At 62.3% G+C, this 23,694-nt stretch carries 21 protein-coding genes; 11 read left to right on the plus strand and 10 right to left on the minus strand.

Going from position 1 to position 23,694, the window contains the following annotated elements:
• The first annotated feature begins 85 nt into the window (after nucleotides 1–85).
• The gene (locus NKH67_RS25290; RefSeq protein WP_353031987.1) at nucleotides 86–1,936 is read left to right on the plus strand and encodes an AsmA family protein; all 1,851 of its coding nucleotides are present in this window, start codon (nucleotides 86–88) and stop codon (nucleotides 1,934–1,936) included.
• A gap of 9 nt (nucleotides 1,937–1,945) precedes the next feature.
• Here NKH67_RS25290 and NKH67_RS25295 read toward each other — a convergent pair whose 3' ends face one another.
• From NKH67_RS25295 to NKH67_RS25325, 7 genes are all read right to left on the minus strand, one after another.
• The gene (locus tag NKH67_RS25295) at nucleotides 1,946–2,764 is read right to left on the minus strand and encodes an ABC transporter permease (RefSeq protein WP_352773952.1); all 819 of its coding nucleotides are present in this window, start codon (nucleotides 2,762–2,764) and stop codon (nucleotides 1,946–1,948) included.
• The gene (locus NKH67_RS25300) at nucleotides 2,761–3,729 is read right to left on the minus strand and encodes an ABC transporter permease subunit (protein WP_352502073.1); all 969 of its coding nucleotides are present in this window, start codon (nucleotides 3,727–3,729) and stop codon (nucleotides 2,761–2,763) included. The genes NKH67_RS25295 and NKH67_RS25300 overlap by 4 nt, the downstream gene beginning before the upstream one ends.
• Before the next feature lie 9 nt (nucleotides 3,730–3,738).
• Complete coding sequence (locus tag NKH67_RS25305) at nucleotides 3,739–4,878, minus strand: ABC transporter ATP-binding protein (RefSeq protein ID WP_023677452.1); 1,140 nt, start codon at nucleotides 4,876–4,878, stop codon at nucleotides 3,739–3,741.
• Nucleotides 4,879–4,951: 73 nt separating this feature from the next.
• The gene (locus tag NKH67_RS25310) at nucleotides 4,952–6,049 is read right to left on the minus strand and encodes a polyamine ABC transporter substrate-binding protein (protein ID WP_352472707.1); all 1,098 of its coding nucleotides are present in this window, start codon (nucleotides 6,047–6,049) and stop codon (nucleotides 4,952–4,954) included.
• Between the two features lie 352 nt (nucleotides 6,050–6,401).
• Complete coding sequence (locus NKH67_RS25315; RefSeq protein ID WP_352680813.1) at nucleotides 6,402–7,355, minus strand: DMT family transporter; 954 nt, start codon at nucleotides 7,353–7,355, stop codon at nucleotides 6,402–6,404.
• A gap of 182 nt (nucleotides 7,356–7,537) precedes the next feature.
• On the minus strand, nucleotides 7,538–8,380 hold the full coding sequence (locus NKH67_RS25320) for a DUF2167 domain-containing protein (protein ID WP_353031989.1): 843 nt from the start codon (nucleotides 8,378–8,380) through the stop codon (nucleotides 7,538–7,540).
• A gap of 253 nt (nucleotides 8,381–8,633) precedes the next feature.
• Nucleotides 8,634–10,085 carry a helix-turn-helix domain-containing protein gene (locus NKH67_RS25325; protein ID WP_353031991.1) on the minus strand — a complete coding sequence of 484 codons (1,452 nt, stop codon included), beginning with the start codon at nucleotides 10,083–10,085 and terminating at the stop codon, nucleotides 8,634–8,636.
• 238 nt (nucleotides 10,086–10,323) lie between these two features.
• Here NKH67_RS25325 and aceA point away from each other — a divergent pair, with 238 nt between their 5' ends.
• Nucleotides 10,324–11,613, plus strand: a complete 1,290-nt coding sequence (aceA, locus tag NKH67_RS25330; protein ID WP_352472711.1) for an isocitrate lyase — start codon at nucleotides 10,324–10,326, stop codon at nucleotides 11,611–11,613.
• A 78-nt stretch (nucleotides 11,614–11,691) separates the two neighbouring features.
• The gene (locus NKH67_RS25335; protein ID WP_023719402.1) at nucleotides 11,692–11,934 is read left to right on the plus strand and encodes an SMc00767 family acetate metabolism repressor; all 243 of its coding nucleotides are present in this window, start codon (nucleotides 11,692–11,694) and stop codon (nucleotides 11,932–11,934) included.
• Nucleotides 11,935–11,999: 65 nt separating this feature from the next.
• On the opposite strand, the gene NKH67_RS25340 is transcribed toward NKH67_RS25335, so the two are convergent.
• Nucleotides 12,000–12,461 carry a RidA family protein gene (locus tag NKH67_RS25340; protein ID WP_352472712.1) on the minus strand — a complete coding sequence of 154 codons (462 nt, stop codon included), beginning with the start codon at nucleotides 12,459–12,461 and terminating at the stop codon, nucleotides 12,000–12,002.
• Between the two features lie 427 nt (nucleotides 12,462–12,888).
• Between NKH67_RS25340 and NKH67_RS25345 the strand changes: the two genes are divergently transcribed.
• Nucleotides 12,889–13,278, plus strand: a complete 390-nt coding sequence (locus NKH67_RS25345) for an ANTAR domain-containing protein (RefSeq protein WP_245274728.1) — start codon at nucleotides 12,889–12,891, stop codon at nucleotides 13,276–13,278.
• A gap of 32 nt (nucleotides 13,279–13,310) precedes the next feature.
• On the opposite strand, the gene NKH67_RS25350 is transcribed toward NKH67_RS25345, so the two are convergent.
• Complete coding sequence (locus tag NKH67_RS25350) at nucleotides 13,311–14,027, minus strand: HAD family hydrolase (RefSeq protein WP_352472713.1); 717 nt, start codon at nucleotides 14,025–14,027, stop codon at nucleotides 13,311–13,313.
• Nucleotides 14,028–14,196: 169 nt separating this feature from the next.
• Here NKH67_RS25350 and NKH67_RS25355 point away from each other — a divergent pair, with 169 nt between their 5' ends.
• The 4 genes from NKH67_RS25355 to NKH67_RS25370 all read left to right on the plus strand — a co-directional run bounded on the left by NKH67_RS25355 (nucleotide 14,197) and on the right by NKH67_RS25370 (nucleotide 18,493).
• The gene (locus NKH67_RS25355) at nucleotides 14,197–15,630 is read left to right on the plus strand and encodes a glutamine synthetase family protein (protein ID WP_352457076.1); all 1,434 of its coding nucleotides are present in this window, start codon (nucleotides 14,197–14,199) and stop codon (nucleotides 15,628–15,630) included.
• Between the two features lie 58 nt (nucleotides 15,631–15,688).
• A complete protein-coding gene (locus NKH67_RS25360) occupies nucleotides 15,689–16,057 on the plus strand; it encodes a four helix bundle protein (RefSeq protein WP_352502066.1) in 369 nt (122 codons plus the stop codon).
• An 89-nt stretch (nucleotides 16,058–16,146) separates the two neighbouring features.
• Nucleotides 16,147–17,433 carry an NAD(P)/FAD-dependent oxidoreductase gene (locus NKH67_RS25365; RefSeq protein WP_353031993.1) on the plus strand — a complete coding sequence of 429 codons (1,287 nt, stop codon included), beginning with the start codon at nucleotides 16,147–16,149 and terminating at the stop codon, nucleotides 17,431–17,433.
• Between the two features lie 259 nt (nucleotides 17,434–17,692).
• Nucleotides 17,693–18,493, plus strand: coding sequence for an SH3 domain-containing protein (locus NKH67_RS25370; RefSeq protein ID WP_352472716.1), 801 nt, complete (start codon nucleotides 17,693–17,695; stop codon nucleotides 18,491–18,493).
• Between the two features lie 63 nt (nucleotides 18,494–18,556).
• Here the strand turns inward: NKH67_RS25370 and NKH67_RS25375 are convergent, their stop codons facing one another.
• The gene (locus tag NKH67_RS25375) at nucleotides 18,557–19,303 is read right to left on the minus strand and encodes an SDR family oxidoreductase (protein ID WP_023677438.1); all 747 of its coding nucleotides are present in this window, start codon (nucleotides 19,301–19,303) and stop codon (nucleotides 18,557–18,559) included.
• Nucleotides 19,304–19,575: 272 nt separating this feature from the next.
• Between NKH67_RS25375 and zwf the strand changes: the two genes are divergently transcribed.
• From zwf to edd, 3 genes are all read left to right on the plus strand, one after another.
• Nucleotides 19,576–21,045 carry a glucose-6-phosphate dehydrogenase gene (zwf, locus tag NKH67_RS25380; RefSeq protein ID WP_352472717.1) on the plus strand — a complete coding sequence of 490 codons (1,470 nt, stop codon included), beginning with the start codon at nucleotides 19,576–19,578 and terminating at the stop codon, nucleotides 21,043–21,045.
• Nucleotides 21,027–21,740 (plus strand): 6-phosphogluconolactonase, encoded by a 714-nt coding sequence (gene pgl, locus NKH67_RS25385; RefSeq protein ID WP_352472718.1) that lies wholly within the window; start codon nucleotides 21,027–21,029, stop codon nucleotides 21,738–21,740. The genes zwf and pgl overlap by 19 nt, the downstream gene beginning before the upstream one ends.
• 73 nt (nucleotides 21,741–21,813) lie before the next feature.
• The gene (gene edd / locus NKH67_RS25390; RefSeq protein WP_352472719.1) at nucleotides 21,814–23,637 is read left to right on the plus strand and encodes a phosphogluconate dehydratase; all 1,824 of its coding nucleotides are present in this window, start codon (nucleotides 21,814–21,816) and stop codon (nucleotides 23,635–23,637) included.
• Nucleotides 23,638–23,694: the final 57 nt, after the last annotated feature.

A 23,694-nucleotide genomic window follows, 5' to 3' on the forward strand; every position in this document is an offset into this window, starting at 1 on the left:
CGCCGGGCCATAAAGACTTGAAATGCGTCAGCCGTCGGTTACACCCGTCGGGCGATTTTGTCGGAATGGAAGCATACGGGGCGATATGCCATCACCTTTGATCCGACGCGGAATATGGGCGATCGGCGCAGCCGTCATCGTCATCGCGCTGGTTGTCGCAGCCTTGCCGTTGATCGCCTCGACCCGCATCGTACGCGACCGTATCGCGTGGGAAATGAGCGCGTGGAGCGGTTTCCGGGTCACCATCGACGGCGCGCCGCGTATCGAGGTCTGGCCGAATTTCCGGGCGATCCTGAGCGACGTGACGCTGTCGCAATGGACAGAGACGGATGCGCCGCCCGTGGTCGAGGCCGAACGGGTCGAGGTCGACCTCTCAGCGATGGCGGCGCTGCGTGGCGATGTGGTGTTTTCGACGGCGCGGCTGGTACGACCGACGATCCGGGTTCAGCGTACCGCGAGCGGGTTTTTCCTGCCTGTGATTCCCAGCGGTGGGCGCATTACGCGTTCGATCGATGCTGCCCGCGCGGTGATCAACACAAATCCAGCCAAGCCGGATCTCGGCAAGCTGCCGACAGATCCGTTCGGCACAGTCGAGTTCAGGGACGGCCGCGTAGTGGCTGCCATCGGCGGCAAGGACCAAGAGATATTGAGCAGCCTGAGCGGCCAGGCGAATTGGGCCGCGATGAATAGCAATGCGACGCTGTCGGCGACCGGGATATGGCGCGGCGAAAGTGTTGCCATCGACGCAGCATCGCCGAACCCGCTCGTGCTGTTTGGTGGCGGCACAGCACCGGCCACATTTTCCTTCAAGGCGGCACCGGCCAGTTTTTCGTTCGACGGCCGTGCCAGCATGTCGGAGAACGGCTATTTCGACGGCCAGGCGAAATTCGCCGCACCTTCGCTCCGACGCGTGCTCGAATGGTCGCAGGCCGGCATCGCGCCCGGTGCCGCAATCGGCTCGATCTCGGTTTCAAGCAAGATCACGGCGACGGCCGGGCGCGTCAAATTTGAAAACACGGCCCTGACCCTCGACAACAACCCGGGAATGGGTGCGCTGGACTTCACCTATGGTGAGGCACTGCCGGTGATCTCCGGCACACTTGCCTTCGATACGCTCGACCTCAGATCATTTCTCTCCGCCTTTACGCCGGTACCATCCGCCGGCGGCACCGGCCCGGGCGAAATCGACACAAGCTTCGCCGACCGGATCAATCTCGATCTCAGGCTGTCGGCGGCGCATGCCACCGCCGGCGCCATCCAGCTTGCCGACGTCGCTGCCACTGCCCAGGTCAAGAACGGCCTTGCCGTCTTCGACATCTCGGATGCATCCGCCTTTGGCGGCAACGTCCAGAGCAGCGTCCGTTTCGACCGCAAGCCCGCCGGCACGGAAGTCGAGATCCGGCTGCTTGCTTCCGATATCGACGGCGGCGCTTTCGGCACCGCGGCCGGGATGACGCGGCTGGTGCCGATCGGCACTGGAACCGTTTCGGTCATCCTCAAGGGGCCTGGCAGAACCTGGGACTCGATTTTCGAAAACGCCAATGGCTCGCTGTCGGCGACGTTCGGCGCGGGTGCGCTGAGCCGGCTTAACCTGCCGGCGTTCCTCAAGCACACCGAACAGGGCGGATTCTTCGCACTGGACGACGTCTCGGACGGAACGCTGCCGATCGACGGGGCCGAACTCAAGGCGAGCGTTTCGAACGGCGTGGCGCGCATCGACAAGGCCGAGGTGAATTCCGCGCAATACAAGATCTGGCTTTCCGGCATCGCATCCTATGCCGGACGCGGGTTGGCGCTGTCCGGCGGCATCGTCCAGCCGAGCCAGGCTGCCACGCAGACGAACGGCCAGGGACCCAATCAGTCGTCCTTCTTCGTCGGCGGCACCTGGAGCACGCCGTTCATCTCGCCGATAAGCCGCGGCGTTTCGGGAGAGTAAGCAGCAGCTTCAACCGCGCTGCGCGGCCTGCTCGTCGCGTTGGCGCTGCACCTCGCGGCGTTTGTTTGCGAGCGAAGCGATGATCACGCCAACTGCGACGACCGCGATCAAGATGGTGCAGGCTGCGTTGATTTCCGGCGTCACGCCAAGGCGGACCTGGCTGTAGATCTTCATCGGCAGCGTCGTGGCGCCGGGTCCCGAGGTGAAGCTGGCAATAACCAAATCATCGAGCGACAGCGTGAAGGCCAGCATCCAGCCGGAGACGATAGCCGGCATGATGACCGGCAGCGTGATCTGGAAGAAGGTCTTCACCGGTGGCGCACCGAGGTCCATCGCGGCCTCTTCCAGCGAACGATCGAAAGTGATCAGGCGCGACTGAACCACCACCGCGACGAAGCACATGGTCAGCGTGGTGTGGGCAAGCGTCACCGTCAGAAAGCCGCGGTCAAGGCCGACGGCGACGAAGAGCAGCAGCAGCGACAGGCCGGTGATGACTTCCGGCATGACCAGCGGCGCAAACACCATGCCGGAAAACAGAAGCCGGCCGCGAAAGCGCGTGTAGCGTGTCAAGGTGAGCGCCGCCAGCGTGCCGAGCACGGTCGCCACGCTTGCCGAGATGACGCCGACGCGGGCCGTCACCCAGGTGGCGTCCATCAGACCCCGGTTGTGGAACAGCGACACGTACCATTTCGTCGAGAAGCCACCCCAGACGGTGACCAGCTTCGATTCGTTGAAAGAGAACACAACGAGCAGGACGATCGGCAGGTAAAGAAAGGCAAAGCCGAGCACGATCGACGTGATGTTGAAGCGGCTCCAGGTCGCGTTCATTGGTCCTGCTCCTGGGCGCGCGCCTGGGCTCGCTGGAAGAGCATGATCGGCACGATCAGCAGCAGCAGCAAGATGACGGCAACGGCGGACGACACCGGCCAGTCACGGTTGGCGAAGAACTCGTTCCACAGCGTTCTGCCGATCATCAGCGTCTGCGAGCCGCCGAGCAGGTCGGGAATGACGAACTCGCCGACGGCGGGAATGAACACCAGCAGGCAGCCAGCGATGACGCCGGGCAGCGACAGGGGGAAGGTGATCTTCCAGAAGGCGCTGGTCGGCGGACAGCCGAGATCCTTGGCGGCCTCGATCAGAGAATGGTCCATCTTCTCCAAGGACGAATAGAGCGGCAGCACCATGAACGGCAGATAGGAATAGACGATGCCGATGAAGATCGCAGTGTAGGTGTTGAGGATGATCAGCGGTTGGCTGATGATGCCGGTGGCGAGCAGCAGCTGGTTGAGCAGGCCCTCGGGCTTAAGGATGCCGATCCAGGCGTAGACACGGATCAGGAACGAGGTCCAGAACGGCAGGATCACCAGCATCAGCAAGGTCGGGCGAATCGTCGCTGGGGCGCGCGCCATGCCATAGGCTATGGGATAGCCGACCAGCAATGTCAGGACCGTCGAGATGGCGGCGACGATGACGCTCGTCACATAGGCATTGAAGTAAAGCGCATCCTGCGTCAGCCAGGTATAGTTGTCGAAATTGAGCGCGCCGAATTCCGAGATAAACCCGGAAATGCCGCTGCGGAAATCGAGCACCGGCGTGTAGGGCGGCATGGCGATCGCAGTCTGCGACAGCGAAATCTTGAAGACGATGATGAAAGGCACGAGAAAGAAGAACAGCAGCCAGAGGTAGGGGATGATGATGACGAGCTGGCTAACGAAGGCGGCTCCCAGCCTGACCAAGGCGGATTTGCCGGCAGCGCTTGCCGGAGAGCTTGTTGCGGCGGTGACAGCGGACATGATCAGTCCCTACCGTGTCAGGACGACGCCGGCGTCGGGGCGGAAAGAAACCCAGGCGCGGTCGTTCCAGGTCAATGGGTCCTCGGTGAGGCGTGCCGCGTTCATGGTGCTCGCCCGCACCACCTGACCGTCGTCCAGCCTGACGTGATAGACGGTCATGTCGCCGAGATAGGCTATATCGTAGACCTCGCCCTCGATGGCGTTGACGGCACCGGCCGGTTTCGTGGAGGACACCTTTATCTTCTCCGGCCTGATGGCGAAGGTAACCGATGTTCCGGCGGCGGCACTGCCGGCATTTTCGGTCCGGATGGTGATGCCGTTGCCGGCATCGATGCTCGCGCTGCCGGCCTCGCCAGCCGCGATCTTGCCGTCGAACATATTCACATTGCCGACGAAGCCGGCGACGAAGCGGGAACCCGGCGCTTCGTAGACCTCGGCCGGCGTCGCCACCTGCATCACCTCGCCCTTGTCGATGATGGCGATGCGGTCGGCCATCGTCATCGCCTCTTCCTGATCATGGGTGACGACGACGAAGGTGAGGCCGAGGTTCTGCTGCAGGTCCATCAGCTCGAACTGGGTCTCCTCGCGCAGCTTCTTGTCCAGCGCGCCAAGCGGCTCGTCGAGCAGCAGGACTTTCGGCCGCTTTGCCACCGAGCGCGCGAGTGCGACGCGCTGGCGCTGGCCGCCCGACAATTGGTGCGGTTTGCGCTTGGCGAACTGCTCGAGCTTGACCAGCTTCAGCATCTCGGCGACGCGCTTGTCGATGTCGGCCTTGGCCATGCCTTCCTGCTTGAGGCCGAAGGCGATATTGTTCTCGACCGTCATGTGCGGAAACAAGGCGTAGGACTGGAACATCATGTTGACCGGCCGCCGGTAGGGCGGAATGCCGCGCAGATCCTGGCCGTCGAGCAGGATGCGGCCGGCGGTCGGCTCCTCGAAGCCCGCAAGCATCCTGAGCAGTGTCGATTTCCCGCAGCCTGAGGCCCCCAGCAAGGCAAAGAATTCGCGTTCGAAAATGGTCAGCGACAGGTTGTTGACCGCTGTGAACTCACCGAATTTCTTGGTGACGTTGTCGAACTGGATGTATGGCTTGGCGTTCGGATCGTTCCATGGCGCAAAATCCCTGCGGATGCTGCCAAGCGATTTCATGTCCCACTCCGTCCTGCTGCTTGCCCCATGAGAAAGCGGCTCCGGCAACGGCTGCCGGAGCCTGGTCAGATTGCTATTGGCCGGTGACGATCTTGGTCCAGGTGCGGGTGATGATGCGCTGGGTCTTGGGATCGTAAGGCGATACGGTGTAGAGCTTCTGCAAGGTGGCTGCATCCGGATAGATCGCCGGATCTTCCAGGATCGCCTTGTCGATGAACTGCTGCGAAGCCTTGTTGCCGTTGGCATAGAGCACATAGTTCGACGATTTGGCGATCACTTCGGGCTTCATCATGTAGTTCAGGAACTCATGCGCTTCGGCGACATGCGCTGCACCGGCCGGGATCGCCATCTGGTCGAACCACATCTGGGCACCTTCCTTCGGCACCGAGTAGCCGATCTCGACACCCTGCTTGGCTTCGTCCGCGCGGTTGCGGGCCTGGAAGACGTCACCCGACCAGCCGACCGCCAGGCAGATGTCGCCATTGGCCAGGGCGTTGATGTATTCGGAGGAGTGGAACTTGCGGATATAGGGCCGGACCTTCAGCAAGGTTTCTTCGGCCTTGGCAATCTCATCGGGCGACGTGCTGTTCGGATCGAGGCCCAGATATTTCAGTGCCGCCGGTATGATGTCGGCCGGCGAATCCAGTACATAGACGCCGCAGTCCTTCAATTTGGCCAGGCTTTCGGGATTGAAGAACACGTCCCAGCTGTCGATCTTGTCGGTGCCGAGCGCTGCCTGCACCTTCTTGATGTTGTAGCCGATGCCGACCGTACCCCACATGTAGTTGATCGAATATTCGTTGCCGGGATCATATTTGGCGGTCCGTTCCATGACCGTGTCCCACATATTTGAAATGTTCGGCAGTTTCGACTTGTCGAGCTTCTGGAACACACCCGCCTGGATCTGGCGTGCAAGGAAATTGCCGCTGGGCACGACGACATCGTAGCCGCTGCCGCCGGCGAGCAGTTTCGTTTCCAGGATCTCGTTGGAATCGAAAGTGTCGTAGACGACCTTGATGCCGGTTTCCTTGGTGAAGTCGTCGATGATCGAACTGTCGATATAGTCCGACCAGTTGAAGACGTTGACGACGCGATCCTCGGCATGCGCGCCAAAGGTAAAAACTGCCAGAAACGCCGAAGTCGCCGAAAGCCAGAGCGCTTTGCGGGTCATGCTATTCTCCTTTGATGAGTGTTCCATCGCCAGCTCGTCGCGGCGTCCGCGCGGCTGGGCATTTGCTTCAAGGTATTGGGCTTGCAGGCAGGCGACAAGCGCGAATTGCCGGCGCCATTATGGTTCGGCGGCGAGCCGACAGCGAAGACCTGGCGTGGCGTTGGTGGAGTTCCGACGCCGTCGGAAGCTTTCGCTACGGCGCGGGCAGGGAGACGACGATATTGTCCGGCCTCAATGCGGCCGGCATGGAGACTTGGCAAGATACGCCTGTCTTGTTGTTGCCGTGATCGCAGCCTGCCCGCGCGGCTGCGACGTTGTCAATGGTTCATCTCGCTTTGACGCGCGCACTGCATCAATTAGGTGACGGCACACCGATGACGCCCGCTCGCGCGGGCCGCGTCTGGCGCTTGAACTCGAGCCCGATATGGACGAGGAGCGCGGTGACGACGACGGCACCGCCGACGATGGTACGCGCCGACGGCACCTCGGAATGAATGAGCCAGACCCAGATCGGGCCAAGGATCGGTTCGAACGTGCCGAGCAGCGCCGCCACAGCGGCCGGAACAAGCCGGGCACCGGTGGCGAAGAAGGCGAGACCGAGTCCCAGATTGATCACGCCAAAGGCAAAGAGGAAGCCCATATCGTGGCTGGAGACGCCCAGCGCCGACGCCTGCGATGCCGCAAAGGCGGCCGCCAGCATCGTGCCGAGGCAGGTCGCCGGCGTCATGCGCACATGGGCAAAGCGGCGCGTGATGACGGTGGCGATCGAGAACATGACAGCGATGAGCAGCGCCAGCCCGTCGCCGATTGGCGACACCGCGCCATCGAGCGATTCCGACACCATGATGGCGACGCCGACAATAACGGCGGCGATCGCCACCCAGGTCGCCACCGCCACCCGTTCGCGAAACAGCGCCCAGGCAAACAGCGCCGCCAGAAGCGGCACACCGGCCTGCATCAACAGGATGTTGGCGACGGTGGTATAGGCAAGCGCCACGACGAAAGAGGTCGACGCCGTGGCGAAGCAGAACGCCACCGCAAGGCCGGCCAGGCCCATGCCGCGAAACAGCTTCAGCGTGCCACGCCAGCCATCGCGCCAGACCATGAAGCAGAGCAGGAAGGCGGCGGCCCAGACCGAGCGCCAGAACACCACCGTCCAGCTGTCGGCGTTGTCGATGAAGCGCGCAATGCTGCCGCCGAAGCTCCACATCAACGCCGACAGGAATACCAGCAGGAAGCCGACGCGTTCGCCTTGCGGCGACACGATCGGCGAAGCGGCAACCGGAGATGATGCGGTATCGGTCATGGGTATGACTGTCGGCGAATTCGGAGCAGCACGATGTGCAATGGACGACAGAGACGTGCCTCATTCGCGTAACGCAAAGCAGAAGGCCGGGCGTGATCCAGTTCGATGTTCCGTTTGGCGCACTGATGAGGGCGCATCGCCCTCGCCCGGCGATGATCCGAGGCGACCTGTCGACGATGGCTTTACGACGTGCCCCTATTGCCGCGGATAAAGCGCCAGAGACCGGCCAGCGGAACCAGCAGGAGCAGGCCAAACTTTTTCAGCGCGATCAGCGCCACGACCAGAAAACCTGCTTTCGCCGCCAGCTTGCCGGCAATCAGGCCACCGACGCCAATCGCCGCAACTGTATCGACGCCCGGCACGAAATCGGCGTATGTCTTGCCGGTATTGAAGTCCGCGAGGCCAAGCACTTCATCCAGGCTTTGCCTTATCTCCGGCAATTGTTCCACCGTCGCGATATAGCTCATCACGAAGACGCCCTCCCTGCCAAGGAAACGGACGTCGTAGTTGAGCGTATGGGCGGCATCGTTGCCAAATTGCAGCTCCTTGGCCCAGTGCAGGCGCTTGTGGGCCGCGTCATAAACCGGCGGCGACGCCCAGCCGATCAGCGTAATGGGCGCATAGCCATCCTTTACCCTCTGATCGTTGCCGGACAGAGTGTCTGACTGCATGTTGCGCAGCAGTTCATTGTAATCGATGGACGCGGCGTCGCTGTCGTCGACGTAACCGATCTTTTCCCAGCGCAGCTCTATCCCCCAATTGTTGTCGGCAATGGGATCATGGGAGACTGGAAAGATCATGCCGAGGGCATCGGAACCAGAGTCGGGCGGATTGCCCCAGGCTTCGGTGAGGACGGAGAGCGTGTCCTTCTTGTCCAGAAAATAGAACTTGTCCTTGAGGTCGAGATGGATGCCTTCGGCAAGATTTATCGCGCCGGTCTTCGGATCGATCTTGTCCAGGAACGCCTTGCCGGCATCATTATACTGTTGATAGGACTTGAAGAAATCCGAGGACTTTTCAGCCAATGCGGGATCGGCGGAAAACGCGAGCGCCAAGCCAAGCCAAAAAACTGTCCTGCCCATCATTGATCCCCCGACCGTTGCGCAGTTCTTTTTTTTGATACCGTACCGTCAATGCTGAATCAATATTCGGCTGAATCAATATTTTGGCCGAACCAATATTTTGGCCGGCAACCGCGAACCAGCTTACTGGTTGCCGCCGCAGGAACAGATGAGGTCCTTTGGTCGAAGATTCAGCCGCAATATTGCTGGAGCCGAATCACTGGAAATCGAACGCCGACAGTCCCGTGATCATCTCGTCGAGGCCGAGCGGACGTGTAACGGGTGGCTCGGCGCGGGCGAGGCAGCCGATGCGTTCGCACAGCCGGCAGGCAGGGCCGACCGGCGTAGCCAGCGCAGCGGCGCTCTGTCCGGTCTTGCCGATGGCGGCCGGCCCCGGCAATGCCGCTCCATAGACGACCTCGTCGCGAAAACCGATGTCGCAGCCGAGCAACAGCGCCGTGCGCCGCGGGCGCTCGGCAAACGAGCCCTGCGGCCCCTCGAGCGTGCGGGCAATGCAGAGAAACGCTGCGCCATCTGGCATTTCCACTGCCTCGACCAGGATCTGGCCGGGCTGAGCGAAGGCGGCATGGACCGGCAGCTTCGGACAGCCGCCGCCGAAGCGGCTTTGCGGAAAGCCGTGGCTGCCCGCCTTGCGGAAGCGATTGCCGGCATTGTCGATCTCGAGCATGAAGAACGGCACAGCCAGCGCACCCGGCCGCTGCAGGGTGGTCAGCCGGTTGGCCGCCTGCTCGAACGAAACGCCGAAGCGCGACCGCAACATGTCGATGTCATAGCGGGCGCGGACCGCCGCCGCGTGAAAAGGCTGATAGGGCATCATCAGCGCGTGCGCGGCATAGCGGCCGAGCTCGAAACGCGCCAGCCGGCGGGCTTCGTCGGTGGTCAGCTTCAGCACCTGGATCTCGGCGGCGACAGCGACGCTCATGCGGATCAGGCAGGCCTCCATCGCCACCTCGCGCAGTTGATCGAATGGCGACAGCCGCTCGGACAGGAACAGGCGCTGCGAGTGACGGTCATAGCGACGCCGCCAGTTGGGCATGGTGGCGACCGGCAGTACCTTGACGACGATGCCGAATTCACGCCGCAGCCAGGCCTTCAACGCACTGAACAGATCGTCGCCGGGATCGAGCACCGACGTGAATGCCTCGGCTTCCTCTTCGAGCGCGGCAAAATGGTTCGGCCGGCGTTCGAAAATCTCATGCACCTCGTCGATCGGCAGCCTGGCACCGGAGAGGGCGGTGGCCTTGCCGTCACGCGCGAGCAGTTCGTTGAGATCGGATAGCCGCTCGGCCTGCTCGCGATAGGCGCGAAACAGCTTTATGACGGCAGCGGAGGCGTTGGGCGCCGCCTCGGCAAGCTCGATGAGTTCCTGGTCGCCCGGCAGTTCGCCGGCCAGCAACGGATCTGAAAACACTTCCTTCAAGTCGGCAACCGACCCCCTCGCCTCGCCTTGCAATTCGTGCGGGTTGACCTTGTAGACAGTTGCCAGTCTCAGGATCAGTTGCACCGTCAGCGGCCGCTGGTTGCGCTCGATGAGATTGAGATAGGACGGCGAGATGCCGAGCCCTTCGGCCATCGCCGTCTGGGTCAGCCCCTTGGCGTTGCGGATGCGACGAATGCGCGGCCCGGCAAAGATTTTGTGGTCGGCCAATCGACTGCCCTTGACAGAAATTTACATCCGCTGATGGCATGGCGGCGTTTTACAATCATGACAAATTTACAGCTCACATCAGTCAAACACAACACAGGTTTTCTCTTATTTTCTGGCTAACCTGGAGGTTTACCTCGCTTGCGTCGTGCCGGCATGTAAATGATGTCACACATGGCGCACGCATTTTTCCTCTGCGACGCCTTCCGAAAACCGGCATCAAAACCGCCTGGAGTGACCAATGACCGACTTTTACAACCTTGTCCCGTCGGCGCCGCAAGGCCGCTTTGATGGCATCGAACGGCCCTATTGGCCGGAGGAGGTGAAGCGGCTGCGCGGCTCGGTGCAGATCCGGCAGAGCCTCGCCGAAATGGGGGCAAACCGGCTGTGGCAGCTCATCCATGAAGAGGATTTCGTCAACGCGCTGGGTGCCATGTCGGGCAACCAGGCGATGCAGCAGGTGCGGGCGGGGCTGAAAGCGATCTATCTGTCGGGATGGCAGGTCGCCGCAGATGCCAACACCGCTTCCGCGATGTACCCGGACCAGTCGCTCTATCCCGCCAATGCGGCGCCCGAGCTGGTCAAGCGCATCAACCGCACCTTACAGCGCGCCGACCAGATCGAGACTTCGGAAGGCAAGGGGCTGTCGGTCGACACCTGGTTCGCGCCGATCGTCGCCGATGCCGAAGCCGGCTTCGGCGGGCCGCTCAACGCCTTCGAGATCATGAAGGCGTTCATCGAGGCGGGTGCGGCCGGTGTCCATTACGAGGACCAGCTGGCTTCGGAGAAGAAATGCGGCCATCTCGGCGGCAAAGTACTGATCCCGACCGCCGCACACATCCGCAACCTCAACGCGGCGCGGCTTGCCGCCGACGTCATGGGCACGCCGACGCTGGTCGTGGCGCGCACCGACGCTGAAGCGGCAAAGCTCTTGACCTCCGACATCGACGAACGCGACCGGCCCTTCGTCGATTATGGCGCCGGCCGCACGGCGGAGGGCTTCTACCATGTCAGCAACGGCATCGAGCCCTGCATCGCTCGCGCCGTCGCCTATGCGCCCTATGCGGACCTGATCTGGTGTGAGACTTCCAAGCCCGATCTGGCGCAGGCCAGGACGTTTGCCGAGGGCGTGCGCAAGCATCATCCAGGCAAGCTGCTTGCCTATAATTGCTCGCCGTCTTTCAACTGGAAGAAGAATCTCGATGACGCGACGATTGCGAAATTCCAGAAGGAACTCGGCGCCATGGGTTACAAGTTCCAGTTCATTACGCTGGCCGGTTTCCACCAGCTCAATTTCGGCATGTTCGAGCTCGCCCGCGGCTACAAGGAGCGGCAGATGGCAGCCTATTCGGAACTGCAGGAGGCGGAATTCGCCGCGGAAGCCAATGGCTACACCGCCACCAAGCACCAGCGCGAGGTCGGCACCGGCTATTTCGACGCCGTCTCAATGGCGATCACCGGTGGCCAGTCCTCGACCACGGCCATGCATGGATCGACCGAGCACGCCCAATTCAGGCCGGCGGCGGAATAGCGGAACAGCAGACAAACAGAGGGAACGCCCAAGCGGGCATGGCAACACAACAGGCAAGGCAACACAGGGAGAAGACCAATGGCATCGATAAGCCGCGTCAAGGAACGGGCCGAAGAGCAGGCCACCAGCATGAATGTCGACCAGCAGGCGACCATCCGCATGCTGGCGAACGATCTGCACAGGCTCAATCAGTCGGTAATGAAGGCGGTCGAGGCCGGCGTCTCGGTCGAACTGGTGCGCTCGGCACGGCACCATGGCGGCGATGGCAACTGGGGCGATCTGCTGATCCCGGTCATCGTCACGCAACGGAGCCACGACTGATGAATTCTACCGCACCGCGCCTTTTTTGAGCGCATGTTATCGCACCCCGCACGCCGCGGCTCTGCCTAGTTCGGCAGAGCCGCTAGTGCAACGATTTCAATGACAAGATCAGGCTGCGCAAGTGCTGCAACGCCGATAACTTCCGAGGGCGGCGGGTTGTTGTAGCTGCAGTGCTTCGGGCAGTGCTCGGCAAAGAATTCGTCCAAGACGTCCAGGCGAAAATTAGGAGAGCTCAGAACGCCGCCATCGGGAAATGGCCCCTTAACAAAGAAGGTCAGCCGGATGAGATGCTCGAGCGCAGTGCCAAGCTCTTCCAGATCTGATTTGATGTTGGTGAGAATTGCGCGCCACTGCGCGGCCGCACCGCCGACCGCGCCGCCGCCGCTTTTGCCGATCGGATCGTAGTCCTCGGCGGTCGCGGTGTTTCCGGAAAGGTAGACAAACCCCTTCGCGCCGGTAACGACCGTACCCTTTCCCCATGGCATCAACCGGCCATTTTTGAATTTCTTGTGAGTCACGAGTTCCATTGTCATCTCCCGTCGATCAAAGAGACGTAGCCAACGAGGAAGGGTAGTCCGGCGAGGCGATGCGACAAGCTCGCGACAGACTTGCCTCGACTTCATCCAACCTTTCGTCAATCTGGCTATAGCTGCTAGTTGACGCGTTCGCGCTGCACAGCCAAACTTAGCTGAGCCTGCCCGGTTGTGGTGGCGACTTCTCCTTTCGAGCGGCGGCAAAGAAAAGCACTTAATTTTAATTTTAATGTTTCTTGAGATATTCTCCTGATACGCCATTTGAGCTTGACATGAGCAGTGATCTCACGCCAATTACCTCTCGAGTTTCAACCCTGCATTGAAACATTGAACAACGGCCTGCCCCGCCATGTGCCCTGCGAATCGCGACATCGAGACTGCAAAACAGCTGCCTTTCGTCAGCCGGGACGTAGAGACGCGGATGCTCCCGGATTTCTCGCGGGTGCTGGTGGTCGGAAAATCACCGATCAACCGCGTCGTGGTTTCAAAAATCGTGGAGCGGTCCGGCCTCAAACCGATCTCGGAAACTCCCGAAACCGCGGCAAAGGCCTTGCACGCGCTGATTCCCGGGACTGTCGTTCTCGACGGCGGTGCGGAGAACGGGGACTGCGACGCCTTGCTGTCGGGTATCGATGCACTGCGAAGGGCGTCAGGCAGATCGCTTCCGTCGGTGATCCTGCTTTCAGTCAAGACCGGCACGCCGGAGAGCCTGGGCCTGTCCAGCGTCATCGACGCAGTGGTCGTCAAGCCGATCACCACCGAACGGCTGCAGCCGGTGATCGACCGGCTGATCGCAATTAGCCGCAATTGACGCCTACCGTGATGCCTCGGCTGCAGACCTGATCAATCAATCTCGCCGATACGCTCGATCAAGCCCGGCAGTTCACCGAGATTGGCTATCTGGCGAAAGCGTGGTGCCGAGACCGGCGGCTCGACATGTTCCAGCACCCAGGTCAGATCATGCGGAACGTGGATGCCCCAACTGCCGGCTTCGATGGCCGGCACGACGTCCGATTTGAGCGAGTTGCCGACCATCATGCCCTTTTCCGGGCCGTCGCCGTGGCGGGTGAAAATGCGGCTATAGGTGGCCGCGCTCTTGTCGCTGACGATCTCGACGGCATCAAACAGCTCGCCCAGCCCGGATTGCGCGAGCTTGCGTTCCTGGTCGAACAGGTCGCCCTTGGTGATCAGCACCAGGCGGTAGGCGCCGGCCAGCTTTTCCACGGTTTCGCGCGCATGCGGAAGCGGCTCGATCGGATGGCTGAGCATCTCGCGGCCCGCGGCGAGAATTTCGGCGATAGTCGAGGCCCGCACCTGGCCGTCGGTGACGTCGATCGCCGTCTCGATCATCGACAGCGTGAACCCCTTGATGCCGAAGCCGTAGACCGCGAGGTTGCGCTTCTCGGCCTCCAGCAATCTTGCTGAAATCCGGTCCTCCTCGGCGTGATCGGCGAGCAGTGCGGCAAAGCGCTTCTCGGTCACGCGGAAGAACTGTTCGTTCTGCCACAGCGTGTCGTCGGCATCGAAGCCGATCGTTGTCAGTTTGCGGCTGTGTTGCATTCGACGTCTTCAATTGCGGCGTTGCGGGACGCCGACCCTAGACCAGGATGTTTTTATCCGGAAGTCGTTGTGTTTCCCCGGCTAGTCGAGGCGGACGCCAGCCGGCTCCCCTTCCCTTTCGTCGCCGGCAACGGCTATACTCCACAATCTGCAACAAATCTGGTGATTGATGCCGCCTGCAAAAAAGGAAGTCCGTCCGTCGAGCCGCGGAGGACGCGCCCGCACGCCTGCCTTCGTGAAAAACCAACGTGGCGTCAAGAACTGGAAGGAAGTCAGCGCCTGGCTGGAATGGCGCGGCATCGAAGATATCGAATGCATCACACCCGACCAGGCCGGGGTTGCGCGCGGCAAGATGATGCCATCGAAGAAGTTCACCTCCAACACCTCGCTGGCGCTGCCTTCGGCGGTGTTCATGACAACGATTTCCGGCGGCTATCCGGAGGACGGCAACGGCTTCCACTATCCGGAGGACGACGGCGACCTCAAGCTGATGCCTGACCTCTCGACGCTGACGGTGGTGCCGTGGGAGGAGGACCCTACCGCGGCGGTTATCTGCGACCTCGTCCACCAGGACGGCCGCTCGGTCGAGTTCACGCCGCGCAACGTGCTGAAGCGCGTGCTTGCCGCCTATGACAAGCGTGGGCTGAGGCCGGTCGTGGCACCCGAGATCGAGTTCTACCTGGTGCGCAAGAACCCCGATCCGGACTATCCGCTGACCCCGCCAGTAGGTCGATCGGGACGGCCGATCGGCGGCGGCGCCGGCTATTCGATCGCCGGGGTTAACGAATTCGACGAATTGATCGACGACATCTACCATTTCTCCGAAAGCCAGGGCCTGGAGATCGACACGCTGATCCACGAGGAGGGCGCCGGCCAGCTCGAAATCAATCTGCGTCACGGCGATCCGATCGAGCTCGCCGACCAGGTGTTCATGTTCAAGCGAACCATCCGCGAGGCGGCGCTCAAGCACGAGATCTACGCCACGTTTATGGCCAAGCCGATCCAAGGGCAGCCCGGTTCGGCCATGCATATCCATCAGTCGATCATCGACAAGAAGACCGGCAAGAACGTCTTTTCGGCGGAGGACGGCTCGGAGACCGAGGCCTTCTTCCACTTCATCGGCGGCATGCAGAAACATGTGCCCAACGCGCTGGTGATGTTTGCGCCCTATGTCAATTCCTACCGGCGGCTGACGCAGTCGGCCTCGGCGCCGGTCAACAACAAATGGGGCTACGACAACCGCACCACGGCCTTCCGCGTGCCTCGCTCCGACCCGGCGGCGCGGCGCGTCGAAAACCGCATCCCCTCCTCCGACGCCAACCCCTATCTGGCGCTGGCGGCATCGCTTGCCTGCGGACTGATCGGCATGACCAACAAGATCAAGGCCGAGCCGCCGGTTCTGACGACCGCCAACGAGGACCAGATCGACCTGCCGCGCAGCCTGCTCGAAGCCGTCGACCTGTTCGAGGCAGACGAAGAACTCGGCGCGCTGCTCGGCAAGTCATTTGCCGCCACCTATGCGGCGATCAAGCGAGCGGAATTCGAAACCTTCATGGAAGTGATCAGCCCGTGGGAGAGGGAGTATTTGCTGCTGAATGTGTAGTAGGGGAGTAGGGGAGTAGGGCAATATGGCAGTAGGGCAGTAGGGCAGTAGGGCAAGGATGACGGACAAGATCGCATCTTACAGGGATCTGATCGTTTGGCAGCAAGCCATGGACCTAACAGTTGCAATCTACCAGGTGACAAGGACTTGGCCGAAAGACGAGATCTACGGGCTGACGGGTCAGGTGCGTCGGGCAGCAACGTCGGTGCCCGCCAACATCGCCGAGGGTTACGGCCGAGAAAGCCGAGCTTCCTACCAGCAGTTTCTCAGGATCGCCCAGGGATCACTCAAGGAACTGGAGACACACCTTTTAATCGCGCAAAGGGTTGGAATTACCTCTCGCGAGGCGGTCGAGTCACTGATGCCCCACAGCGAGAGCGTAGGAAAGCTCTTGCGGCTTCTGATCCGCAAGCTGTCGGCTGAATAGACACCTACTGCCCTACTGCCCTACTGCCCTACTCCCCTACTGCCCTACTGCCCTACTGCCCTACTGCCCTACTCCCCTAGCCGAGCATCATGACTTACCAATCCCCAATCTCCCCCGGCCGCTCCTGGTACGAAGACACGGCCGGGCCAAGGCCCGAATATCCGGCGCTCGACGGCGACCGGACATGCGATGTGGTGATTGTCGGCGGCGGCTTTACCGGCCTGTCGGCGGCGGCTCATCTCGCCACGACAGGCGCGGATGTCGTGCTTATCGAAACGCATCGTTTCGGTGACGGCGCATCGGGCCGCAATGGTGGCCAGCTCGGCACCGGACAACGGGCCTGGGCAGAGGAACTGGAAGCGGAATACGGCTTTTCCCGCGCCAAGGCGCTGTTCGACCTTGCCGAAGAGGCCAAGGCGCATCTGCTCGACTTTGCCGCGATGCACCAGATCGAGATCGACTATATGCCCGGCCAGATGTCGGTGGCGCACAAGAAGCGCTATGTCGACGACTACAAGGCGCATGCCGAGATCATGGCAAACCGGTTCGGTTATCCGCACATCTCATTCATGGATGCCGCGGAGACTGCCGAGCGGCTCGGCTCGACGCATTATTTCGGCGGCACCCGCGACACCGGCACCGGCCATGTCCATCCGCTGAAGCTGGTGATCGGCACCGCGAAAGTCGCGGCAGAGGCCGGCGCAAAGCTTTTCGAGCAGACGCCGTCGACCGGCATCACCTCCGGCGGCGGCAAGGTCAGGGTTGTGACGCCGAAGGGCACGATCACCGCCGCTAAATGCCTGATCGGGGTCAACGCCTATGGCGGCACGCTCGAACCGGTGAGTGCCGCGCATATTATGCCGATCGGCTCGTTCATCGGCGCGACGGTGCCGCTGGGAGCCGATTCCAAAGTGTTGCCGGGTGGCGAGGCGGTCGACGATTCGCGCTTCGTCGTGCGCTATTTCCGCAAATCGAAGGATGGGCGGCTGCTGTTTGGCGGGCGCGAGATCTATGCGGTCAACGATCCCAAGGACATCCACATCCACATCCGCCGGCAGATTGCCGAGATCTATCCGGCACTGAAGGACGTCGAGATCACTCATGGCTGGGGCGGCTATGTCGGCATCACCGTGCCGAGAAAGCCGTTCGTGCGCGAAGTGATGCCCAATGTGACCTCGATCGGCGGTTATTCCGGCCACGGCGTCATGCTGTCGAACTTTTTCGGCAAGCTTTATGCCGAGAAGGTCGCCGGCAACCGCGACCGGCTGAAGCTGATCGAGGACCTGAAAATTCCACCCTTCCCCGGCGGCCGGCGTTTGCGCGCGCCACTGCTCTTCCTTGCGCTCAACTGGTACGCGTTGCGGGACAGGATCTAACCAGACGTTGCAGAATCCTTAACCAGGGCGCAGAATTCCCGCCAAGGGCGCAGTGATGCCACAATCGCGGGCGAAAGATGATGCTCGTGGGCAGCTGAACGGGGAATTTTTGCGGGCCTGCCCGCTTTTGGTTTGGGACCGATGCCGATCGAAATGCCGGCTCTCCGGCATGGGTCGTAAGAACATCGGCCCGCAAATGGAGGTGGCAAGTGTGAGAGAGCCCTTCAGTTTCGGCGCGCCGGAACGACGGCGCCTTGCGATGCAATTCGGTTACGATATGCGGCCGACGTTCTGGCACGGGGTCCGGTCGAACGCGCATCTGGTGATAGCCGCGCTTGGCACGGTCGCACTGCTCGGCGTTGCCGCGGTGGCACTGTGGCTGGCATTGCCGGCAAATGAGCGACAAGCGGCCGCAAGTCCTGAGCAGATCGTTCCGACCATCCCGGTCAAGACGACGAAGATCATGCCTGCCAAGGTTGCTGCGGCGCCGCGGACGACGGGCAAGGCAGATGCGGTTTCCCCAGCGGTGGCCGCGGCGGAAGCCGAGATACCAGCGCTGGCTCCCAACGATCCGCGCTGGACAGGGCCAAAGACGGCATCGGCCGCCGCCACGGCAGCATCCGACCAGCTGGCAAGCCAGACCGAGCAGGCGACCGATAAATCGTCTGCTTCGGTGGCATTCGCCGACCCGGCAGCAAAACCCGACGCTGCGGCATTGTTTGCCAAGGTCGCGGCTCCCGGCAGCTCAACGAAAAACAGCGGGCCCGATGGCGCGCAGACCGCCGCCATCCCCACGCCCAAGCCGCAACTGCCGACGCAGACCGCGAGCGAAGACGACAACAGCACCAAGGCAAATTCCGGAAGAGCCAATACTGCCGGTACCGGACGCATCCTGAGATCCGTCACCATGCGCACCGGCCCAAAAAAGAATGCGGCCGCCATTCTCACCGTGCCGGCCAAGACCTCGGTGCAAGTGATGAGCTGCAAGCAATGGTGCCAGATCGTCTACAACGGCAAGCGCGGCTGGATTTACAAGAGCTACGTCAAAACCGGGGCGTAGGGCCGGCAGAGCGATTGCGGGTCGCTCGCCGTCAGCCAGTCCTCCGCCGGAGGCCCCGGCCGTTCAAATACAACGTCCGCCGTCGACTTCCAGCGCCACGCCAGTGATGAAAGCCGCTTCGTCCGAAGCAAGCCAAAGCGCGGCATTGGCTATGTCGAGCGGCGTCGAAAGCCGGCCGAGCGGGATCGACGCGCGGAACTTCTCGCGGATCTCGGGTGTGTCGGCGCCCATGAATTTCGCGAGCATGCCGGTCTCGCCGGCAACTGGGCAGAGGCAGTTGACGCGGATGTTCTTCGGCGCGAGTTCCACCGCCATCGATTTGGTCGCGGTGATCGCCCAGCCCTTCGATGCATTGTACCAGGTGAGGCCGGGCCGCGGTCTGATACCGGCCGTGGAGGCCGTCGTCAGGATGACGCCACCGCCTTGCCGTTCCATGACCGGCACCACTGCAAGCGCTGCGTGGTAGATCGCCTTCATGTTGACTGATGTGATCAGGTCGAAGGTCGCTTCGTCGACTTCCAGCATGTCACCGTTGCGATGGGTGTAACCCGCGTTGTTGACCATGATGTCGATGCGGCCGAAGGCGCTCATTGCGGCATGGACCATGTCGTCGAATTCGGACCGCAGCGAGACGTCGGTCTGGGTCCAGATCGCCTTTTCGCCGATCTCGCCGGCAACGCGCTCTGCGCCCTTGGCGTTCAGATCGGCGACGACTACCCGCGCGCCCTCCTCGGCAAAGCGCCTGGCCATGCCCTCGCCAAAGCCCGAGGCAGCGCCAGTGATGATTGCGACCTTATTTTTGAGGCGCATGCTTTTCTCACTCATCGTTGAAAGCGATCGATGACGCGTTTGGCCAGGCCATCGAAAGATGTGCGTCCATCGACGATTTCTCCTTTGGCTTTCGCTGCCATCCGGCTCTATGCTGCAACTGCGAAGGCTCCGGAAGCATCGCTTGCCGACAAGCCTCCGGCCAGCGCCGGTGTCAAGAGCACACGCGGATGTGACGCAATGGCACTGGCAAGTTTAAATCGATTAGATTATATCAGCCGCGTTATCGCGACCGGCGTCACAGCGGACAGACCATGACCAGCCAGATCATTCCCGTCGACCCTTTCGACTTCATCATTTTCGGCGGCACCGGCGACCTCTCGGAACGTAAGCTTCTGCCGTCGCTGTACCACCGGCAGCGCGACCACCAGTTTTCCGAGCCGACGCGCATCATCGGCACATCGCGTTCGAAGATGACCGACGAGGAATTCCAGTCGTTCGCCAGGCAGGCGATTGCCGATCATGTGAAACCGGAGGATATCGACGCCACGGAACTGAAGACGTTCCTCGCGCGGCTCTCCTATATCCCGGCAGACGCAACCACAGGTGCCGGCTTCGACAGGCTGAAGAAGGCGATCGGCGACAGCGAACACATCCGCGCTTTCTATCTGGCTGTGGCACCGGCGCTGTTCGGCGACATCTCGCACAAGCTGAAAGAGCACGGGCTGATCACGCCGAATTCGCGCATCGTGCTGGAAAAGCCGATCGGCCGCGATCTCGCTTCGGCGCGCGCGCTCAACGACCTGGTCGGCGACGACTTCCATGAAAGCCAGATTTTCCGCATCGACCACTATCTCGGCAAGGAGACGGTCCAGAATTTGATGGCGCTGCGCTTTGCCAACGCACTCTACGAGCCGCTTTGGAATTCCGCCAATGTCGATCATGTGCAGATCACCGTGGCCGAGACGGTCGGCCTGGAAGACCGCGTCACCTATTACGACAAGGCCGGCGCATTGCGCGACATGGTGCAGAACCACATGCTGCAGCTGCTCTGCCTGGTCGCGATGGAGGCGCCGTCGTCGATGGACGCCGATGCCGTCCGTGACGAAAAGCTCAAGGTGCTGCGGGCGCTGAAGCGCATCAACGGCAACGAAGCGCCGAAGCACACGGTGCGCGGGCAATATCGTGCCGGCGCCTCGGCCGGCGGGCCGGTGAAAGGCTATGTCGAGGAACTCGGCAAGAACAGCAACACCGAGACTTTCGTTGCGCTCAAGGCCGAGATCGGCAACTGGCGCTGGGCGGGCGTGCCGTTCTACCTCCGAACCGGCAAGCGGCTGGCGACCCGCGTTTCGGAGATCGTCATCGAATTCAAGCCGATCCCGCATTCGATCTTCGGCGAGAGCGCCGGGCCGATTTCCGCCAACCAGCTAGTCATCAGGCTGCAGCCCGACGAGGGCGTCAAGCAGTTCATCATGATCAAGGATCCGGGGCCGGGCGGCATGCGGCTGCGCCAGATTCCGCTCGACATGAGTTTTGCGCAATCCTTCGACGGCCGCGCCCCCGATGCCTATGAGCGGCTGATCATGGACGTCATCCGTGGCAACCAGACGCTGTTCATGCGCCGCGACGAGGTCGAGGCGGCGTGGAAATGGATCGACCCGATCCAGGACGCCTGGGAGAGCGGCAGGCAAGAGGCGCAAGGCTACACCGCCGGCACATGGGGTCCCTCGGCCTCGATTGCGCTGATCGAACGCGACGGGCGGACATGGCACGAGAGCAATTAGGCGGCGCCTACAACTGGCACGAATTTGCCGGACGTCAGGAGTTGGCGACAGCGCTTGCCGGCCACGTCGCCGGCCGTCTGTCAAAGGCGATCGCCGAGCGCGGCACGGCGCTGCTTGCGGTCTCGGGCGGCACGACGCCGGCGAAATTCTTCGCGGCGCTTTCGACCGTTCCGATCGCCTGGGAAAAGGTGACGATAACATTGGTCGACGAGCGCTTCGTGCCGCCCTCATCGCCGCGCTCCAATGCCGGCCTGGTTGCCGCCAACCTGCTGCAGAACGCGGCCGCCGCCGCGAATTTCGTGCCGCTCTACCACGCCGCGGCAAGTATCGAGGGTGCAGCGGTCTCCGACAGTGAGGCGCTGCAAGTGCTGCCCTGGCCACTCGACGTCGTTGTGCTCGGCATGGGAACTGATGGCCACACCGCCTCGTTCTTTCCGGATGCCGACAACCTGGCAAGATTGCTCGATCCGTCGTCGCAAAGGATCGTGCTTCCGGTTCACGCGGCAAGCGCCGGCGAGCCACGGCTGACGCTGTCACTGGGGCGGATCATCAATGCCGCCTTCATCGCGCTGCATATCGAGGGCGCGGAAAAACGCAGCGCATTCGAGGCCGCGCTTGGACCTGGAACACGAAAGCCCATTCGCGCCGTGCTCGATGCCACTCAAAAGCCCGTAGAGGTTTTCTGGGCACCCTGATCTCAACTTGGCTGCAGGTCCCGGCAACAGCCGGAAGGTGTTTGCGGGACCTCGCCTGAAAGGACCGACCGCCATGACCGCAAGACGCGATATCGAAGCCATCACCCAGCGCATCCGTGAGCGCTCCAAGCCCGGTCGCGAGGCCTATCTCGGCCGCATCGCCGAAGCCTCGAACCGCACCGCCAACCGGGCCGTGCTGTCCTGCGGCAACCTGGCCCACGGCTTTGCCGTCTGCAGCCCTTCCGAAAAGGTGGCACTTGGCGGCGACCGGGTGCCGAACCTCGGTATCATCACCTCCTATAACGACATGCTGTCGGCGCATCAGCCTTTCGAGACCTTTCCGGCGCTGATCAAGGATGCGGCGCGCGAGGCCGGCGGCATCGCCCAGGTGGCCGGCGGCGTGCCGGCGATGTGCGACGGCGTCACCCAGGGCCAGCCCGGAATGGAGCTGTCGCTGTTCTCGCGCGACGTGATCGCCATGGCCGCGGCAATCGGCCTGTCGCACAACATGTTCGATGCCGCCGTCTATCTCGGCGTCTGCGACAAGATCGTGCCGGGGCTGGTGATCGCGGCGCTGACCTTCGGCCATCTGCCGGCGGTCTTCATCCCGGCCGGGCCGATGACGACCGGCATTCCGAACGACGAAAAAGCCAAGATCCGCCAGCTCTATGCCGAGGGCAAAGCGGGACGGGCCGAACTGCTCGAAGCGGAATCAAAATCCTATCACGGGCCGGGAACCTGCACTTTCTACGGTACCGCCAATTCCAACCAGATGCTGATGGAGATCATGGGCCTGCACACGCCTGGCGCCTCCTTCGTCAATCCTGGCACGCCGTTGCGCGACGCGCTGACCAGGGAAGCGACGAAGCGGGCGCTGGCGATCACCGCGCTCGGCAACGCCTACACGCCGGTCGGGCGGATGATCGACGAGCGCTCGATCGTCAACGGTATCGTCGGCCTGCACGCCACCGGCGGTTCGACCAACCACACCATCCACCTGATCGCCATGGCAGCGGCGGGCGGCATCGCCATTACCTGGCAGGATATTTCCGACATCTCGGAAGCCGTGCCGCTGCTGGCGCGAGTCTATCCGAACGGCCTTGCCGATGTGAACCACTTCCACGCCGCCGGCGGGCTCGGCTTCCTGATCCGCGAACTGCTCGACGCAGGCATCCTGCACGAGGATGTGCAGACGGTGTGGGGCGAAGGGCTGCGCCCCTACGCGGTCGAGGCCAGGCTCGGCGCCGACGGCGGCGTCGTGCGCGAGGCTTCGCCGCGCGAGAGCGGGGACGAGAAGGTGCTGGCACCGTTCAAGAAGGCGTTCCAGCCGAGCGGCGGTCTGAAAGTGCTTTCGGGCAATCTCGGCCACGCCGTCATCAAGACATCGGCGGTCAAGCCGGAGCGGCGCGTCATCGAGGCGCCGGCCAAGGTGTTCGACAGCCAGCAAGGCCTGAACGAGGCGTTCAAGGCGGGGTCGCTGACCGGCGACTTCATCGCCGTCATTCGGTTCCAGGGACCGAAGGCCAACGGCATGCCGGAATTGCACAGGCTGACCACCGTGCTCGGCATCCTGCAGGACCGCGGCCAGCATGTGGCGTTGGTCACCGACGGCCGCATGTCGGGCGCTTCAGGCAAGGTGCCAGCGGCGATCCACGTGACGCCGGAAGCGGCGGAGGACGGGCCTATCGCCAGGATCCACGACGGCGATATCATCAGGCTCGACGCCGAGGCCGGGACGCTGGAGGTACTGGTGCCAGCCGGCGATTTCGCACTGCGCCGCCCCGCGGACAGCGACCTCATAGGCAATGAATTCGGCTTCGGCCGCGAGCTTTTCGCCGGGTTCCGGCAGTTGGTGGGACGCGCCGACCATGGCGCCAGCGCCTTCGGTACGGCGTGACTTTTCGACCATGGAAGAGCGGCTGGTGGCCGCTCTCCTAAAGCGCGTGGCGTTCGA

The sequence above is a fragment of the Mesorhizobium sp. M0968 genome (assembly GCF_040319065.1).
Classification (GTDB): Bacteria; Pseudomonadota; Alphaproteobacteria; order Rhizobiales; family Rhizobiaceae; genus Mesorhizobium.